Origin of the sequence: Lamprobacter sp., assembly GCF_034860625.1 — a bacterium.
Classification (GTDB): domain Bacteria; phylum Pseudomonadota; class Gammaproteobacteria; order Chromatiales; family Chromatiaceae; genus Lamprobacter.
On sequence record NZ_JAYESN010000050.1, the window covers coordinates 1 to 16,537 of the forward strand.

Below are 16,537 nucleotides of genomic sequence, written 5' to 3' on the forward strand. Positions count from 1 at the left end.
TGCGCGATTAGGGTGTGATCCTCGGGCCAGATCAGCCAGTAGTAAGGCACCTTGTGGCGCTGCAGCAGCAATGGCAGCTTCAGCGTGTCCTTGCGCTCATGGCCAGGAGAGACGATCTCGCAGACCCAATCCGGCGCCAGATCCATGACCCCGCTCGGCATCCCCGGCAGCCGTTCTTTGCGCCAACCCGCCAGATCGTGAGAGGGGCATTCGTGCGATTCGTAGGCAACGCTCACCTCGGTGGCGATCCACCAGCCGCCGGGGCCGGAGCTGCGGGTGAGCGCATTGAGCTCGGCGCGGGCATTGCCCTGCACCATCCCATGCTGAAACCTCGCCATCGGCCGCTGTACAATCTCGCCGCCGATCAGCTCGACACGCTCATCGTTGGACAGTAGCAAATCATCGATCGTCTTGAGCTTATAGGCTTCCATCGGTCATGCCTCCAAGGCTAAGGGTTTGCCCATCATCGGCCAATTGTCTCAAGGCCTCACCTGTTCGATAGCCACTCAATCTGATCACCGAACAGCATCGACTGTAAAGCCCAATGACCATCGAGTCCGACAGGTCTGGAAGTCAGGCAGAGCGGCGATACCAGTCATGTTCTACCAGATCGGCGCCACCTGACCATCCTGACCAAGGCAGAGCACAGCCCGGCCGCAGCGGCCATCCTCAGCTTGGAGATCCTCGATCGGCGCCGTCTTGCCATGCTCAACCAAGGCGCGCAGCTCGACCTCGCTGAGCGGGTGTCCGGCGATGACCTGCCAGATCACGAAGTCGCAACCCTCGCGCCAGCGCGAGCAGCCATAGCCGCGCCGCCCGACGATCAGCTGGCCTTGGCCACACTTTGGGCAGTGCAGTGGCCTTTGCTGCAAGGAGCGGCTGATCGGGGTGATGCGGTCTGGAGCCTGAACCGCGGCTCGGCCTGAGGTTCTAGCCGCCGCCAACGCTGCTGCCGAGTCTTCGCCTGAGCCGGTGCAAGTGGCCTTTCCTGTGCTGTTTCCAGTGCTGTTCCCAGTGCTGTTACCGGTGCTGTTACCGGTGCTGTTACCGGTGCTGTTACCGGTGCCTGTGGCTGCAGATCTGCCTGAGCTTGTGCCTAATCCTGCACCTCGGCTTGGGGTTTGATTGAAACCTGCGCTGCGCCGCTCACTCGGACGCGCGCTCGCACCCGAAGCGGTCTTACCCAGACGATCTTGGGTCGCGCGCCTTTTCCTGCTCGACGCGCCTGCACGCCCTTTGGTGCCGGGGCTTCGCCCGGCCCCTGCGGTGCCCGCCTGCTTGGCGCGCGCCGCCGCGACCTGCTCCGCCGGCAGCGCGGCACCCTTGGCAACCGCTGGAATCAGCTCGGTGACAAAGCGATTGATATCGGCATGGAACACAGCCGCCTCGGCGCGCCCCTCCTCGATATCCTTGAGCCGCTGCTCCCAAGCGGCGGTCAGCTCAGCGCTCTTCAGCGGCTCGGCGACTAGGCCGATCAGCGCTCGGCCCTTATCGGTCGCGACGAGCTGCTTGCGCTGGCGCTCAACATAGCCGGTGCGGATCAGCTTCTCGATGGTCTCAGCGCGCGTCGCCGGCGTGCCGAGCCCGGCGCCCTTCATCGCCGCAGCCAGGGCCTTGTCCTCGATCTCGCGGCCGGCGTACTTCATCGCGTTCAGCAGGGTTGCATCCTCGAAGCGCTTTGGCGGCTGCGTCTCGCGCGCAGCGAGATCCAACGCGGCGACATGCACCTTCTGGCCCTTTGTCAAAGCCGGTAGCAGGTCGGCCTCATCGGCACTGAGGCGACCTGCCTGCGGCTGTTGACCCTGTGCCTGTGGCGCCTGCGCTGGTCGCTCCTGTGCTTGTTGCCCATGCGCTTCTTGCCCATGCGATTGTTGCGCCGAACCTCCGAGCTGTGATCGGCCCTGCTGCCGCCCAGCAGCGCCACCTGCTGCCGCGCCACCTGCTGCCGCCCCATCGACTCGCCCGAGATAGCGCGGATCAGCGCGTATCCAGCCCGGGTCAGTCACCACCCGCCCCTTGGCGATGAAGGTCTCACCGCCGATGTCGAGCTGGACCTGGGTCTCATCGACGCACTGATCGGGCAGAAACACGGCGACGAAGCGCGCCGCGACCAAGTCATAGATACGCCGCAGCGGCTCGGGCAACCTAGATGCAGGCCGCGTTGCCGTGGGCAGGATCGCGTGGTGGTCGGTCAGCTTGGTCTGATCGACATAGGCGCGCCCGAGCCGATGCCCGCCCTTGAGCCGCGCTAGCGCCTCACCGGCAAGCGGATGGTCGAGCTGCTGCAAGATGCCCGGCAGTTGCGGCACCAGATCCTCGCCGATGTGGCGACTCTCGGTGCGCGGATAGCTAATCAGCTTGTAGGTCTCGTAGAGGCTCTGCGCCAGTTCCAGGGTCTTGGCGGCGGTGAAGCCATAGCGCCGATTGGCCTCGCGCTGCAGGGTGGTGAGGTCGAACAACGGCGGTGGACGATTGCGTTGAGGCTTGGTCTCGACCGAGACGACCCTGCCCAAGTTCTCCGGACGTATACGCTCACGCAGTCGATCGCGCAGCGCCTCAGCCTCGGCCTTGTTGTCGAGCCGAGTTGGATGTTCGTTGGTATCGCTGCTCGCGGGCTGGCTTGATTGACCTGACAGACTTGATTTGCCTGATTGGCCTGACCGGTCATCGCGTTGCTGCCCTCGCTGCTGATTGCTTGACGGGACACGCCTCGATCCTCCCTCCTGCTCAACTCGCTCAGCTGCTTGGTTTGCGAATGGCTCGCCTGCTTGATTATCCGCCAGCTGCCCGGCTTGCTGACCCAGCTGCTGGCTTGCGCGCTGTCCCGCCTGCTGTGCTTGCGGCGGCTTGTGGTACTTGGCCTCAAACCCCTCGGCCAGCTGCGCGATCAGTTCATAGAACGGCGTCGGCACAAAGGCATCGATGGCCTGATCACGCGTGACGATCATGGCCAAGGTCGGCGTCTGCACCCGGCCGATGGTGCAGAGCACGCGATTGTGGACGGTATAGGCGCGGGTCAGATTCATGCCGATCAGCCAGTCGGCCTGGGCACGGGCACGCGCCGCGGCGGCCAGCGCGTCGTAGTCGCGACCATCACGCAACTGCGCGAGACCAGCGCGGATCGCCGCATCGGTGAGGCTCGAGATCCACAGCCGCTGCACCGGCTTGCGACAGCGCGCATGCTCGGCGATCAAGCGAAAGATCAGCTCACCCTCGCGCCCGGCATCGGTCGCGCAGATCACCCGCTCGGTGGCGGGATCGGTCAGCAGTGCCTTGACGATCTTGAACTGGGCCGCGGTCTTCTTGTCGGTCCGCAAACGCCAGCGCTCCGGCAGCATCGGCAACTGCGCGAACGACCAGCGCCCGGCCCAGGCCTCGCCATAGGCATCCGGCTCGGCGAGATGTACCAGATGCCCGAGCGCCCAGGTCACGCGCCAGCCTTGGCCCTCTAGGTAGCCCTCACGCCGCGAACTCGCGCCAAGGATGCGCGCAAGATCGCGGGCGACACTGGGTTTTTCAGCGACAATGACGCGCATTTAGCTGTCATCAATCAAGATCGTTCCCCCGGATCGCCAGACGACGCTTGATCGTCCACTTGGCCGGATCGGCCTGCAGGCCATCACCTCTGAGCCTTGCCGATGCTAGCATCCAGCTCGACTTAGCGCCGACCTGACAGGCGCGGCTTCAGGCGCCGCCCCGCGAGCCGTGCGGCACCGGAGGCCCGCGGCTTGGCTGCACCACCTGGGCGCGAGCCTGTGTCTGAACCAGCGCTCAAACCGGCCCGGGCCGCTATTGGTCGCCCCAGCTCAGCCAAGGCGAGCAGCCCGTCGAGCTCTTCGCCAACCACCTCCCGCCACTGTCCCGGCGTCGGACGAGCGCCCAGGATCACATTCCCATAGCGCACCCGCTTGAGCCGACTGACCGTGCAGCCAACCGCCTCCCAGAGCCGACGCACCTCGCGATTGCGCCCCTCGACGATCAGTACATGGAACCACTGATGGCTCTCCGATCCACCGGATGGGACGATCTCCTCGAAGCGAGCCGGACCATCTTCCAGCTCGACACCCTTGACCAACTGGGCCAGCAGATGATCCGAGACCACGCCCCGCACCCGAACCGCATATTCGCGCTCGATCGCGCGCGAGGGATGCATCAGACGATTGGCCAGCTCGCCATGATTGGTGACCAGCAAGAGGCCGGCGGTGTTCAGATCGAGCCGACCGACGGCGATCCAGCGCCCATCACGAATCCCCGGGAGGCGTCGAAAGATGGTTGGCCGGCCCTCGGGATCACGCCGCGTCACCACCTCCCCCTCGGGCTTGTGATAGGCCAGCACGCGCAGGTTCTGGCGCTTCGCGGTACGGCGGCGGACCTCTTGACCATCCACCCGAATGCGATCGCTCGGCAGGACTCGATCGCCAAGCTTGGCAAGCGCGCCGTTGACCCGCACCCGGCCATCTCGAATCCAGCCTTCGATCTCGCGCCGAGAGCCGAGACCAGCCTCCGCCAACGTCTTCTGCAAGCGCACCGGCTCCTGTGGCTCGGGCGCGGGTCGGCGTCGATCAGCGTCCTTCATCCTGGTCATCTCCAGTGCTTTGGTTGATATCGGCGGATAGCTCAGAACGCTGGGCGCTGGGCTCCTGCTCCTGAGACTCGAATTCGTGAGTATCCTGCTCGTTGCGAGGTTCGTATTCGTGAGCATCCTGCTCGTCGGGCGGCTCGGATTCGTGAGTACCCTGCTCGTCGCGCGGCTCGGACGCTTGAGGCTCCTGCTCGCGAGAGGTGGCGTCGTTGCTGACGGCAAGGACCAGGTGCGGTCGGCCTGCTGGTCTCGTCAAAAAGGGTTGCGGCGCGTTCGCAGTCGCCTCGTCCAAACAGCCTTCAACAGCCTCATCCGCTGATCCTGAAGACATCGGCGCTAGAGTGGAATCAACGCTAAAGTCAGCGCCATCTATCTCCCCGTTCAAAGCTTGCTCAAAAAAGCTCGCATCGCGGATCTCGGCGAGCGGCGGCAGCTCATTTAGCGAGCGCAGGCCGAAATAATCGAGGAAACGACGTGTCGTTGCATAAAGCGCTGGGCGCCCGGGCACATCGCGATGCCCGACCACTCGCACCCATTCGCGCTCGGTCAGGGTCTTGATGATTGGCGTGCTCACCGCCACGCCACGGATCTGCTCGATCTCGCCGCGCGTGATCGGCTGCCGATAGGCGATCAGGGCGAGCGTCTCGAGCAGGGCTCGCGAGTAGCGCGATGGCTTCTCCTGCCACAGTCGCCCGACCCAGGGCGCAACTGAGGCACTTACCTGTGCCCGCCACCCACCAGCGACCTCGACCAGCTCGACGCCATGCCCCTCGTAGTCATCGCGCAGCGCCTCGAATGCGGCTAACACCGCTTCCCGAGAGGGACGGTCGCGGTCGTCGTAGAGGCCCTGGACCCGTTCCACCGAGAGCGGCTCACCAGAGGCCAAGACAGCGCCCTCCACCACCTGCTTGAGCGCCGGCACCAGCAGTAACAGCGCATGCTGATGCGGTCTGTCGCCGTCAGCGAAGGTCTCGCTCTCGCCCTGCTCCTGCTCCTCTTGATGCTCATCCTGCTCCCAGTCGCTCATCGGGCCTCGACTCCACGCCTGCGCAACCGAATCGGCGCAAAAGGCTCGACCTGGATCAGCTCCAGCGTGGCTGCCTTCAACAGCTCCAGCACCGCTAGGAAGCTCACCACGACGCCGGCGCGACCCTCAGTCACATCGAAGAGATCGGTAAAGGGCACCAGCTCGGGTCCAGTGATGCGCTCCAGGACCGCTGACATGCGCTCACGCAGCGAAAGCGATTCGCGCTCGATCTGGTGGCTGGTAAAGAGATCCGCCCGCGCCAAGACCGCCTGTAAGGCCGCGAGCAGTTCATCCAGCTCCACGCTCGGTGGGATGCGCCGGACATGCCCCGACGGCACCCGCGCTTGGACCACAAAGCAATCCCGCTCTAGCCGCGGCAGCGCATCCAGATCCTGTGCTGCGCGCTTAAACTGCTCATATTCGGCCAACCGGCGCACCAGTTCAGCGCGCGGATCTTCGCCATCCTCGTCGTCTTCGTCGGCTCGGGGGAGCAGCATCCGCGATTTGATCTCGCAGAGCATTGCAGCCATCACCAGGTACTCGGCGGCGAGCTCGAGCCGCACCTCCTTCATCAGCTCCACGTATTCCATGTACTGATTGGTGATCTCGATGATCGGGATGTCCAGGATGTCGAGATTCTGTCTCCGAATCAGATACAGCAGCAGGTCTAGGGGGCCTTCAAAGGTATCGAGAAAGACCTCGAGCGCATCCGGCGGGATATAGAGGTCTTCCGGCAGCTTCAGCAGCGGCTCACCGCGAACCAGCGCAAAGCGGACCTTGTCGTTGAGCTCAGGCGCCAACGCCGCTGTGGGGCTCGACGACGCCTCTGCCGCCGGGGTCTCGGGGCTTGACTCCTGCATGGTCTCGCTCAGTCGCCGTTGCGCGTCGTTGCTCAGCCTTGCCGCAGCGACATCACGTGGCGGACATCCTCCATGGTCTCGCGCGCCCGATCACGCGCCCGCTCGCAGCCCTCGTTAATGAATGAGCGCACCAGATCCGGATCGGCCTCAAGCCGCTTCACCTCGGCCTGAATCGGCTCCAGCTCCTTGCGGACCGCATCGATGACGGGCTGCTTGCACTCGACGCAGCCAATGCCGGCGCTGCGACAGCCCTGCTGCACCCAGTCTTTGATGTCCGCGTCAGAATAGACCTCATGGAACTGCCAGACCGGACAGACCTCGGGGTTGCCGGGATCGCTGCGACGCACGCGCGCCGGATCGGTCGGCATGGTGCGCAGCTTTTGCTCAACAGCATCAGGATCATCGCGCAACGCAATGGTATTGCCATAGGACTTGGACATCTTCTGTCCATCGAGCCCGGGCATCTTGGCCGCCTTGGTCAGCAGCGGCGAGGGCTCTGGCAGGATCACCCGCCCACCCCCTTCGAGGTAGCCGAGCAGCCGCTCGCGATCGGCGATGGTGATGTTGGCCTGGCTCTCGAGCAAGGCACGGGCGACGTCCAGGGCCTCCTGATCGCCCTGCTCCTGATAGCGGCGCTTGAGCTGATCGAACATCTTCGCGTTCTTCTTGCCCATCTTGCGCTTGGCCTGCTCAGCCTGCTCCTCAAAGCCCGGCTCACGGCCATAGATATAATTGAAGCGACGCGCGATCTCGCGTGTCATCTCGACATGCGCGACCTGATCCTCGCCCACCGGCACCGCACCCGCCTTGTAGATCAGGATATCGGCGCTCTGCAGCAGCGGATAGCCGAGGAAGCCATAGGTCGCCAGATCCTTCTCCTTGAGCTTCTCCTGCTGATCTTTGTAGCTCGGTACCCGCTCGAGCCAACCGAGCGGCGTGATCATCGACAGCAGCAGATGCAGCTCCGCGTGCTCGGGCACGCGCGACTGGATGAACAGGGTTGCCGCGCCGGCACTGATGCCGCAAGCGAGCCAGTCGACGACCATGTCGAAGCTGGCTTGTGGGATCTGCGAGGGGTCTTCGTAGTCGGTGGTCAGCGCATGCCAGTCAGCAACAAAGAAGAAGCACTCGTACTCGTGCTGCAGCTCGATCCAGTTCTTGAGCACGCCATGGTAGTGGCCGAGATGGAGCTTGCCCGTGGGGCGCATGCCAGAGAGGACGCGATGGGTTTGGTTTGACAAAGAATTCAACGGCTTAAGGCCTTTTCTGTCAGAAAGGGATATGTTCGCGGATCAGGTCGGATGCCGGAATGACTGCGAGCGCTGCATGCACAACAGGACGTAACGCAACCCCCAGCAGCCCCGGCGGCTGTGCGTTCGGCAACAGAAGCAACGCGATCAGGAGATAGAGCCCGTAGGGTTCCAACCGCGCAAAGCCCCGCGCCAAGGGGCGCGGCAACAAGGCGCTGAGCACCCGACCGCCATCGAGCGGCAGGAGCGGGATCATATTGAGCGCCATCAGAAAGAGATTGATCAGTACACCAATCAAACAGAGCTCGACGAAGACACTCAAGACTGCATTCGGCACCTCGACCAGCCCCAGTGTCAGCTGCATCAGCTGCAAGGCCAGCCCCCAGCCAATCGCCATCAGCAGATTCACGCCAGGCCCGGCAATTGCCACCAGTGCCATGTCCCAGCGTGGGTTGCGCAGGCGGCGCCAGTCGACCGGCACCGGCTTGGCCCAGCCAAAGAGGAAGGGCACCCCGAGCAGTGTCTTCGAGCTCAGGAAGATGATCAGCGGCACAGCGAGGGTGCCAACCGGATCGATGTGCTTGATCGGGTTGAAGGTCACGCGCCCGAGCAGAGCGGCCGTGGGATCACCGCGCCGATTTGCCACCCAACCGTGGGCGGCCTCGTGCACAGTGATCGCGAACAGTACCGGCACCGCGATCAGCACCACCATTAACAGCGTTTCCGCGAGAGCGTCCAGAGCGTCCAATGAGGTTAAGGCCTCAGCAAGAGAAACATAAGCAATCGATTCAGCGCGCTTGCGCTAGTGCTCGAAGACGGCAATATCACCCTTGCCTTCTCGCACCACCAGCGGAGGCTCTTGGGTCATATCGACAACCGTCGTCGGCTGATTTCCACAGGGGCCACCATCGATGATCAGAGCAACACAGTGGCCAATCATCTCGCGCATCTCCAGCACATCGTCCATCGGCTCCTCATCACCTGGCAGGATCAGGGTGGTACTCAAGATGGGCTGGTCCAGCTCCCTGAGCAGGGCCTGGGTAATCGGCGTTCCCGGCACGCGGATACCGATGGCGCGGCGCTTCGGATGCAATAACCGCCGCGGCACCTGCTTGGTCGCCTCGAAGATGAAGGTATAGGGCCCAGGCGTCAACGACTTGAGCTGTCGGTAGGCCTGATTATCGAGGCGCGCATAGGTCGCGATCTCGGAAAGGTCACGGCAGACCAGCGTAAAGTGATGCTTGTCATCCACCCGACGGATCATCCGAATGCGATCCAAGGCCGCCTTATCGCCAAGCTGGCAGCCAAGCGCATACGAAGAATCGGTCGGATAGACGACCACCCCGCCGGACGCGAACACCTCCGCCGCACGCCGGATCAATCGCGTCTGCGGATCTTGTGGATGAATCTCGAGAAAGAGTGGCGAGGTTGCCATTGGCAGCGGTTCAGGGATCGATGCGTTGACGGAGAAATACAGACCTAGACCGCAGATAGCCGCGCTTGCATCGGCTCCAGCGTGCCGACGCGCCTATGCTGATCGAGTCCGGCAAAGCCTGGCTGCTCCCAGATCGGCTTACAGCCCTCAGGCAAAGCGGGCAACCGCCCAAGCTCGATCCAAGGACTTTCGGGGCCATGATAATCTGAGCCGGCAGAGGCCAGTAGCCCTTGTTCACGCGCCCAGCGCGCAAAGGTGAAATAGTCATCCCGGCTGTGGCTTCCCGAAACCACCTCGATCCCGCGCCCGCCAAAGGCACGAAAGTCGTCGAGCAGCCGCTTCATCTTCGAGCGTGTCAATCCGTAGCGCGCCGGATGAGCAATCACTGCTTGGCCGCCCGCAGCTCGAATCCAGCCGACCGCCTCTTCCAGCGTTGTCCACTGACCGGCAACGTGGCCCGGCTTACCCTTGACCAGAAAATGCTTGAACACCGAACGCAGGTCTTTGGCTGCCCCGCGCTGGACCAAAAAACGCGCAAAATGAGTCCGCCCAACCAGTTCGCCCGAGGCCAGCGCGCGGGCACCTTCAAGCGCGCCTGGCCAGCCCACCCGCTCGAGTCGGGCTGCGATCTCGATAGCCCGCTGTTCGCGGTAGCCCCGTAAACCGGCAAGTCCAGAGCCCAGAACCGCGCAGGCTGGATCGACGTCCAGGCCGACGATATGAATGGTGCGTCCGCCCCAGGTCACCGAGATCTCAACACCGGGTACCAGACTCAGCCCCTGTGCATGCGCCGCCTCGCTGGCCTCGTCAAGGCCAGCGAGGGTGTCGTGATCGGTCAGCGCCAGCACCTCCACACCCTGCTGAGCGGCCCGTTCGATCAGGTCGCGCGGGGCCAAGGTGCCATCTGAGGCTGTGGAGTGCGTATGGAGGTCTGGCGTCTTCATCATCGCCGCATTCTACCTGATCCACCGCCGCCGCCGTGCCTCGATCCAAACCGATGAGATTGTGGGGGGTTGCAACCCGCTCACAGCTCGCGAGAACAGTGCTAGGATGCCGCGTCTTTGGCGCGGCTGGTGAATGCGCCCTCTGCCGCTCACCTCTGTCACTCACATCTGTCACTCACCTCTGCTCAGTAGACATCTGCGATGAAGCTGCTCATCGACTTCTTTCCGATCATCCTCTTTTTCATCGCCTATAAGCTCTCTGGCATCTATGTCGCGACCATCACCGCCATCATTGCCGCGCTGGCCCAGGTCGCCTGGCTGCGCTGGCGGCATGGCAGCGTCGAGAAGATGCCTTTGATCACGCTGGCGCTGATCCTTGTCTTCGGCGGTCTTACCCTGTTGCTGCGCGACCCCATCTTCGTGATGTGGAAGCCAACCATCGTCAACTGGCTATTCGCCGGGGCCTTCCTCGGCACCAGCCTGGTCGGCAAGCGGCCCTTGGTCGAACGCATGATGGGACAGGCTGTCAGCCTGCCCGCCCCGATTTGGCGCCGCCTGAACTGGGCCTGGGTGCTCTTCTTCCTGATCTCCGGGCTGGCGAATCTCTTCGTCGTCTACATCGGCAGCGGCTTCTATGCCGCCGAGCAGGCACTGATCGCGGCAACAGCCATCACAGCGATCGATCTGAATAGCTGTGCTGATCAGTTTATCGGCCAGCCGCTCTTGCTCTGCGAGACCGCACATGAGAGCGAGGCGGTCTGGGTCAACTTCAAACTCTTCGGTATGATGGGATTGACTATCCTGTTCGTCATCGGACAGGCCTTCTACCTTGCGCGTCATTTTCAAGATGCCGACCCTGCGGACCTTGACCCCGGGCAATCGGAGCCTGCGCAAGACCCCTTAGCCGCGACCTCCGGAGACATCCGCTGATGCTCTATGCCATCATCAGCCGCGACCGGCCCGACAGCCTGTCGCAACGGCGATCGACCCGTCCGGCGCATCTCGAGCGTCTGCGCGAGCTGCAAGAGACGGGTCGGCTGATCCTTGCCGGACCTCACCCTGCCATCGACGCGGCAGACCCCGGCGAAGCCGGCTTTACCGGCTCACTGGTCGTTGCTGAGTTCAGCGACCTGCAGGCCGCTCAGGCCTGGGCCGACGCCGACCCCTACACACTGGCTGGTGTCTACGCTGAGGTGCAGATCAAGCCATTTATCAAAGTCCTGCCGGCCTGAGCAGGGCCATCCGAACAGTAAGAAGGAAAAGTTGTCATGAAACACCGATTCATCACCGCATCGCTCCTGGCCAGCGTCCTGTCTGCGCCCGCCTGCGCACAGGAGGCTCAGGAGACCAATGAGACCCTGATCGCGACCGTCAACGGCCAGACCTATGAGCTGAACCTGTTTCGCGCCTATTACGGCGAAATCCTTGCACAGCGTAACGGCCAAGACAGCCCCGAACTGCAAGAACAGGCGTTTAACGAGTTCATGAACCTGATCGTGGCCTCACAAGAGGGCGAGAAACGCGATCTCGAAGACAATCCCGAGGTGCAGGCCGCACTCGCACTGCAGCGGATGATGGTGCTCTCCGCCGCAGCCCTGCAGAGCATCGGCGCCGAGATTCAGCCAACAGAGACCGAGCTCAAGCAGGCCTACGATGAGTTCGTCCAGCAGTCACAACGCACTGAATACAAGGCCCGGCACATCCTGCTTGACGATAAGGACAAGGCCCAGGCCCTGATCGAGGAGCTCGACGCCGCCAACGGCGAAGGCTTTGCGGCACTCGCGGAGAAGAATTCACTCGGCCCGACGGCAGAAAAAGGCGGCGATCTTGGCTGGTTCGACGCCCGGCGCATGGTCAAGCCATTTGCCGACGCGATCGCCGAGATGGAGCCAGGCACCTACTCGGCGCAGCCGGTGCAAACGCAGTTCGGTTGGCATGTGATCCTGCTTGAAGAAACACGAACGGCCGAGCCGCCAACCTTCGACGAAGCCAAGCCTCAGCTCCAAGCCCTGCTGCGCCAGCGCAAGGTGGCCGAAACACTGGCTGGGCTGCGCAACACCGCTGATGTTCAGCTCAATGAAGAGGTCGTGAAGCTCAAGGAAGCCCCTGCGGAATAATCCTAGCTCGCCTAAGGATCCGCACCAGCCCGTCTCGGCAGGCGTAACGCCAACCCCCTGGCGTTACGCTAGTCTGCGTTGGCCGTGCAAAAACGCTCGATCCGACGCGCGCCGAGCGGCTGCAGCGGGCGGGCATTGGAGCTAGTCACCTGGGCGAGCCTTGCCAGATCCGAGGCCGCAATCTCCAACGGCGACTCCATCACATAGCGGCGAACACCTTCCTCGCAAGGGGGGCGCGTCGTCGAGCCGTCGTAGCGGAAGTACGAACGCCGCGTTGGCAACAGAAATACCGCATTGACGCCGATATTGCGCCCGTGGGCGTTCTTTCCGGCCAACAAAGGCGCATTATCGAGGATGCGCCGCAGCGTCTGATTGGCGCGGTTGCCAGCCTCGATCAGCACCGAGACGATCAGGAGATCGCCGCGATTGTTGCCATGAATGAATTCAATCTCACCGTCCCAGATGCGACCATCGATGGCATGCTCACCGGGAACATGAAAGCGGAGCTCAACCAGCTCATAGCTCAGCCCGTCGATCACCAGGAAACTGCCGCGGTCATAACCGAGGCGCAGCGCGTTGCCATCGTTCACCAGGTGCAGGGAGCTGCTCCGATAGCGGAACCGCAGTGGTGTGCAAGGCTGGAAAAAGGTCGCCGCAGTCTCGATCGGAATCGGCGACTGCAGCAGTCCCGAAGCGCAGCCTGCATAAGAGGCATTCAGGTCCGCCCAGTGGCTCGGCCCCCGCTCACCGCTGTAGGACCAATCAGGCACCGCTGCCGTCATATCGGAGATCCTCGCCTGCCAAGCATGCGCCTTTGCCGCCAACAGCAGCAGAGCAGCACCAGCAACCATGGGCGCCAACGGGAAACCTCGGCCCAACCGATATAACGCCATCTCAACCTCCTGCAAACGGGGACTCGCGCGTCTCAGGTGCTGCTTGGCTTTTCGCTGCGCCGAATGCTAGCAATCGGCACCACCTGAGCCGATTGCGGCTGGTCGACATAGTAGGGCCTGTCGCCACCACGCCCCTCAGCATCCGCCAGCTCTTTCTCGCGCGCAGCAATCAACGACAAACAGGCGCGAACATCGCCAATGGTGTTATCGGAAAGCGGATGCTTCATCCCCGGTGGCGGGGTCACATCCTTCACAACGGCGGCAAGCGTCTTGCGCATCGCCACCAAAACCTGTTGCTCTTTGCTCAACTCAGACATCATGATAATCCCGTTAAAGAGAAAGTGGTATTGGACTCGACCGAGTCTTTCCGCTCCGAGTCCTTCCGCTGGCTAAGAAACTGTCCATACTTCTTCAGGATTTGAGCCCCCCGTAGGGCGATCATCGGGAAGTCGACAGCAGGCCGCTACTAAAGATCGGGACGCAAGCAGCCGAATTCAGCAGCCGCCGAGCCGTCACTGCTCAGGGCCCGATCAGCTCAGCCAAGCGATCACCATCGATGACCTCGACGCCAAGCTCCTCGGCTCGCGCACGCTTGCTGCCCGGATCAGACCCTACGATCAACAGATCGGTCTTCTTGGAAAGGCTGCTCGTGACCTTTGCTCCCAGGGCCTCAAGCTGCCCCTTGATCTGTTCCCGAGGCTGGCTCAAGGTGCCGGTGATCACCACCGTCTTGCCAAATACGGGGCTGGCCTTGTCCGCCGCAACCGATGCCGTTGAGCCTTCGGGTCGCTGCCAAGTAATCGCGCCCAGCTCGGGCGAGCGCAGCTTGCCGATGACCGCAAGATTATGTGGCTGCGAGAAGAACGCTTGGAGATGCGCGGCCACTACCGGACCAATGCCCTCGATCGGCAGCAACGCCGAGACTGGCGCCTCCATGAGCGCATCGAGATCCTGGAAGTGCTCGGCTAGCGCACGCGCCGTCGTCTCGCCGACCTCGCGGATGCCGAGCGCATAGATGAAGCGAGCCAAGCAGGTGTGGCGGCTCTTATCCAGTGCGTCAAGCAGGTTCGCGGCGGATTTCTCGCCCATGCGCTCGAGCGCGCTCAGCTGCTGCTGAGTCAACTGGTAAAGATCCGCGGGGTCTTTCGCCAAGCCAAGATCGACCAACTGATCGACCAGCTTGTCGCCAAGACCTTCGATATCCATCGCCCGGCGTGAGGCGAAGTGCTTGATCGCCTCCTTGCGCTGTGCCGCGCAGAACAGCCCGCCCGTGCAACGCGCCACGGCCTCGCCCTCGGCGCGTAGCACATCAGAGCCGCAGACTGGACACTGGGCGGGCAGTTGCACCGGCTCGGTGTCCGCCGGACGACGCTCCGTCAGCACCCGCACCACATCTGGAATCACATCACCAGCTCGGCGCACATAGACGCTGTCGCCCACCCGAACGTCCTTGCGATGCACCTCGTCGATATTGTGCAGCGTGGCATTGGAGACGGTGACGCCGGCTACATCCACCGGCGCCAACCGTGCGACCGGGGTCAGCGCCCCGGTGCGACCAACCTGAAACTCAACCGCCTCAACACGGGTGAGCTCTTCCTGGGCCGGGAACTTGTAAGCGATCGCCCAACGTGGGGCGCGCGAAACGAAGCCCAACCGCTCCTGATCCACCCGTTGGTCAACCTTGAACACGACACCATCGATCGCGTAGGCAAGTCGCTCACGGCGCTCAGCCATCACCGCATGATAATCAAGGCAGCCTTCAAGCCCGACAACCACCTGCTGCTCGGGCGAGACTGGCAGTCCCCAGCCCGCGAGCCGCGCCAGACTCTCACTGTGACTCTCAGACCAAGGCGCGCCCTCGACCGCGCCCAACCCATAGCACAACATGCTCAGCCCGCGTGAGGCAGTGACCCGCGCATCGAGCTGGCGCAGACTCCCCGCAGCGGCGTTGCGAGGATTGGCAAAGACCTTGCCGCCCCGACGCTGGGCACGGGCATTGATCGCCGTAAAACGCTCATAGGTCAGAAAGACCTCGCCACGCACCTCTAACAGGGCCGGCCAGCGAGCGTCACCCTCTGCAACGCGCAGGCGCAAGGGAACGGACTGAATCGTTCGCACCTGAGCCGTCACATCCTCGCCACGATATCCATCGCCGCGCGTCGCACCCTGAACCAGAACCCCGTCCTCATACAACAGGCTGATCGCCAGCCCGTCGAGCTTGGGCTCCGCCGAGTAGCACACCTGCTCGACACTCAAGCCCTCACGCACCCGGCGATCGAACTCGCGCAACGCCTGCTCGTTAAGCGCGTTATTCAACGATAGCATCGGCAGCCGATGCTCAACCTCAGCGAAGCTCTCGAGCGGCGCGGCACCCACGCGCTGCGTCGGCGAGTCGGGCGTGATCAGTTCTGGATAGCGCGCCTCCAGCGCCTGCAGCTCGCGCAGCAGACGATCGTACTCGGCATCCGGTATCTCCGGGTCATCGAGGACGTAATAACGCACATTGTGATGCGCGAGCTCGCGACGCAAGACCGCCGCCCGATCCCGATCGGGACTCGGCACAGTCATGGGCGAAACGGCGGTCGATCGCTGTCAGCGACGACATTGACCGGCCCGGCATCCTCTCCGCGCCCATCGCCTTGGACGGACTGGGGGCCACTGGCCGAGGCATCCGTTCGCTCGTTGATCAAGCTCAGCAGCTCGTTCCGCAAACCCTCCCAGGCCTTGTCGTCGAACGGACGCCGGTCAGGCAGCAGGAGATCAGCCTCCAGCGCGTCGGCCATTGTTCGCGCTGTTTGTATCAGCTCGTCGTAGACCATCAGATCGCTGGGCAGCCCGTTGAACTGGCTGAACAAGGCCACCCCAGGCGTGGTAAAGCGGTCCATCTCAGCGAACGGGAAGGTCCCGGGGTTGACCAGATTGGCCATGCTGAAAAGCACCTGCTCGCGGCGGCTATCGCGGTTGCGACGGTGGTAGATGTCCATTTCACCCGGGGTCAGATGATGCCGCTCAGCCGCAGCACTCACCGCCGAACCACTAAAGGCGGACTTGCGCGCAACCAGGAACAGCTGTACCAGCAGACCAGTATCGGCGGTCGGCGCAGTGGATGTCGAGTCCTCCTCCTGCTCCCGTTCCCGTTCTTGTTCCTGTTCCCGTTGTTGCGCGTTGGACTGGGCGTCAATACCTGGGGCGAAGTCGTCAGATCCCGCGTCATGGCCGAAACGCGTGTCGAACCGCGGCTCTCGACGCGGCGCTGTCGACGACGGCCTAGCCACTCGCTGTTCAGGCTCGGGCTCAGCCTCGCTCTCGATGCGGCGGCGCTCTCGGTGGTACAGAACGACCAGCAGCAAGACGCCCAGGACGAGCAGAATGATTCTCAGTGTGCCAGCATCCATGGGGTTCGCATGCGATGGAAGGTTTTCGGAAGTA

At 63.1% G+C, this 16,537-nt stretch carries 15 protein-coding genes and 1 pseudogene; 3 read left to right on the forward strand and 13 right to left on the reverse strand.

What is annotated here, in order from left to right:
- The 9 genes and pseudogenes from VBE63_RS14000 to VBE63_RS14040 form a co-directional block, all read right to left on the reverse strand.
- Nucleotides 1-431: Uma2 family endonuclease (locus VBE63_RS14000; protein WP_323683648.1), on the reverse strand; the 431-nt coding region annotated here is incomplete at its 3' end.
- A gap of 171 nt (nucleotides 432-602) precedes the next feature.
- Nucleotides 603-3,536 (reverse strand): type IA DNA topoisomerase, encoded by a 2,934-nt coding sequence (locus tag VBE63_RS14005; protein ID WP_323683649.1) that lies wholly within the window; start codon nucleotides 3,534-3,536, stop codon nucleotides 603-605.
- A gap of 122 nt (nucleotides 3,537-3,658) precedes the next feature.
- Nucleotides 3,659-4,576 carry a 23S rRNA pseudouridine(2605) synthase RluB gene (gene rluB / locus VBE63_RS14010; protein WP_323683650.1) on the reverse strand — a complete coding sequence of 306 codons (918 nt, stop codon included), beginning with the start codon at nucleotides 4,574-4,576 and terminating at the stop codon, nucleotides 3,659-3,661.
- 388 nt (nucleotides 4,577-4,964) lie between these two features.
- Nucleotides 4,965-5,510 (reverse strand): annotated as a pseudogene (scpB, locus tag VBE63_RS14015) (SMC-Scp complex subunit ScpB); the annotation flags it as partial.
- Between the two features lie 95 nt (nucleotides 5,511-5,605).
- Entirely contained in the window at nucleotides 5,606-6,469 is an 864-nt protein-coding gene (locus tag VBE63_RS14020) for a ScpA family protein (protein WP_323683651.1), read from the reverse strand.
- Nucleotides 6,470-6,501: 32 nt separating this feature from the next.
- Complete coding sequence (locus tag VBE63_RS14025) at nucleotides 6,502-7,719, reverse strand: tryptophan--tRNA ligase (protein ID WP_323683652.1); 1,218 nt, start codon at nucleotides 7,717-7,719, stop codon at nucleotides 6,502-6,504.
- A gap of 19 nt (nucleotides 7,720-7,738) precedes the next feature.
- Complete coding sequence (locus VBE63_RS14030; protein ID WP_323683653.1) at nucleotides 7,739-8,431, reverse strand: site-2 protease family protein; 693 nt, start codon at nucleotides 8,429-8,431, stop codon at nucleotides 7,739-7,741.
- 90 nt (nucleotides 8,432-8,521) lie between these two features.
- Nucleotides 8,522-9,154: an L-threonylcarbamoyladenylate synthase gene (locus VBE63_RS14035; RefSeq protein ID WP_323683654.1), complete on the reverse strand. Its 633-nt coding sequence runs from the start codon at nucleotides 9,152-9,154 to the stop codon at nucleotides 8,522-8,524.
- 44 nt (nucleotides 9,155-9,198) lie between these two features.
- Complete coding sequence (locus VBE63_RS14040) at nucleotides 9,199-10,101, reverse strand: PHP domain-containing protein (protein WP_323683655.1); 903 nt, start codon at nucleotides 10,099-10,101, stop codon at nucleotides 9,199-9,201.
- A gap of 198 nt (nucleotides 10,102-10,299) precedes the next feature.
- On the opposite strand from VBE63_RS14040, the gene VBE63_RS14045 reads away from it, so the two are divergent.
- From VBE63_RS14045 to VBE63_RS14055, 3 genes are read left to right on the forward strand one after another with little or no spacing between them, the layout of a single operon-like run.
- On the forward strand, nucleotides 10,300-11,028 hold the full coding sequence (locus tag VBE63_RS14045) for a septation protein A (protein ID WP_323683656.1): 729 nt from the start codon (nucleotides 10,300-10,302) through the stop codon (nucleotides 11,026-11,028).
- On the forward strand, nucleotides 11,028-11,330 hold the full coding sequence (locus VBE63_RS14050) for a YciI family protein (RefSeq protein ID WP_323683657.1): 303 nt from the start codon (nucleotides 11,028-11,030) through the stop codon (nucleotides 11,328-11,330). The genes VBE63_RS14045 and VBE63_RS14050 overlap by 1 nt, the downstream gene beginning before the upstream one ends.
- A 36-nt stretch (nucleotides 11,331-11,366) precedes the next feature.
- Complete coding sequence (locus tag VBE63_RS14055; protein WP_323683658.1) at nucleotides 11,367-12,215, forward strand: peptidylprolyl isomerase; 849 nt, start codon at nucleotides 11,367-11,369, stop codon at nucleotides 12,213-12,215.
- A 68-nt stretch (nucleotides 12,216-12,283) separates the two neighbouring features.
- Here VBE63_RS14055 and VBE63_RS14060 read toward each other — a convergent pair whose 3' ends face one another.
- The 4 genes from VBE63_RS14060 to VBE63_RS14075 all read right to left on the reverse strand — a co-directional run bounded on the left by VBE63_RS14060 (nucleotide 12,284) and on the right by VBE63_RS14075 (nucleotide 16,503).
- A complete protein-coding gene (locus VBE63_RS14060) occupies nucleotides 12,284-13,108 on the reverse strand; it encodes a carbonic anhydrase family protein (protein WP_323683659.1) in 825 nt (274 codons plus the stop codon).
- 32 nt (nucleotides 13,109-13,140) lie between these two features.
- Entirely contained in the window at nucleotides 13,141-13,425 is a 285-nt protein-coding gene (locus VBE63_RS14065; protein WP_323683676.1) for a segregation and condensation protein A, read from the reverse strand.
- A gap of 202 nt (nucleotides 13,426-13,627) precedes the next feature.
- Nucleotides 13,628-15,676, reverse strand: a complete 2,049-nt coding sequence (ligA, locus tag VBE63_RS14070; RefSeq protein WP_323683660.1) for an NAD-dependent DNA ligase LigA — start codon at nucleotides 15,674-15,676, stop codon at nucleotides 13,628-13,630.
- A complete protein-coding gene (locus VBE63_RS14075) occupies nucleotides 15,673-16,503 on the reverse strand; it encodes a cell division protein ZipA C-terminal FtsZ-binding domain-containing protein (protein ID WP_323683661.1) in 831 nt (276 codons plus the stop codon). The genes ligA and VBE63_RS14075 overlap by 4 nt, the downstream gene beginning before the upstream one ends.
- Nucleotides 16,504-16,537: the final 34 nt, after the last annotated feature.

What these genes read in the sequence shown, in the direction of transcription:
- VBE63_RS14050 (WP_323683657.1), top strand. Translation starts at nt 11,028, where the DNA reads ATGCTCTATGCCATCATCAGCCGCGACCGGCCCGACAGCCTGTCGCAA.
- rluB (WP_323683650.1), bottom strand. Translation starts at nt 4,576, where the DNA reads ATGAAGGACGCTGATCGACGCCGACCCGCGCCCGAGCCACAGGAGCCG.
- VBE63_RS14035 (WP_323683654.1), bottom strand. Translation starts at nt 9,154, where the DNA reads ATGGCAACCTCGCCACTCTTTCTCGAGATTCATCCACAAGATCCGCAG.
- VBE63_RS14075 (WP_323683661.1), bottom strand. Translation starts at nt 16,503, where the DNA reads ATGGATGCTGGCACACTGAGAATCATTCTGCTCGTCCTGGGCGTCTTG.
- VBE63_RS14040 (WP_323683655.1), bottom strand. Translation starts at nt 10,101, where the DNA reads ATGATGAAGACGCCAGACCTCCATACGCACTCCACAGCCTCAGATGGC.
- ligA (WP_323683660.1), bottom strand. Translation starts at nt 15,676, where the DNA reads ATGACTGTGCCGAGTCCCGATCGGGATCGGGCGGCGGTCTTGCGTCGC.
- VBE63_RS14055 (WP_323683658.1), top strand. Translation starts at nt 11,367, where the DNA reads ATGAAACACCGATTCATCACCGCATCGCTCCTGGCCAGCGTCCTGTCT.
- VBE63_RS14030 (WP_323683653.1), bottom strand. Translation starts at nt 8,431, where the DNA reads ATGGTGGTGCTGATCGCGGTGCCGGTACTGTTCGCGATCACTGTGCAC.
- VBE63_RS14005 (WP_323683649.1), bottom strand. Translation starts at nt 3,536, where the DNA reads ATGCGCGTCATTGTCGCTGAAAAACCCAGTGTCGCCCGCGATCTTGCG.
- VBE63_RS14060 (WP_323683659.1), bottom strand. Translation starts at nt 13,108, where the DNA reads ATGGCGTTATATCGGTTGGGCCGAGGTTTCCCGTTGGCGCCCATGGTT.
- VBE63_RS14020 (WP_323683651.1), bottom strand. Translation starts at nt 6,469, where the DNA reads ATGCAGGAGTCAAGCCCCGAGACCCCGGCGGCAGAGGCGTCGTCGAGC.
- VBE63_RS14045 (WP_323683656.1), top strand. Translation starts at nt 10,300, where the DNA reads ATGAAGCTGCTCATCGACTTCTTTCCGATCATCCTCTTTTTCATCGCC.
- VBE63_RS14065 (WP_323683676.1), bottom strand. Translation starts at nt 13,425, where the DNA reads ATGTCTGAGTTGAGCAAAGAGCAACAGGTTTTGGTGGCGATGCGCAAG.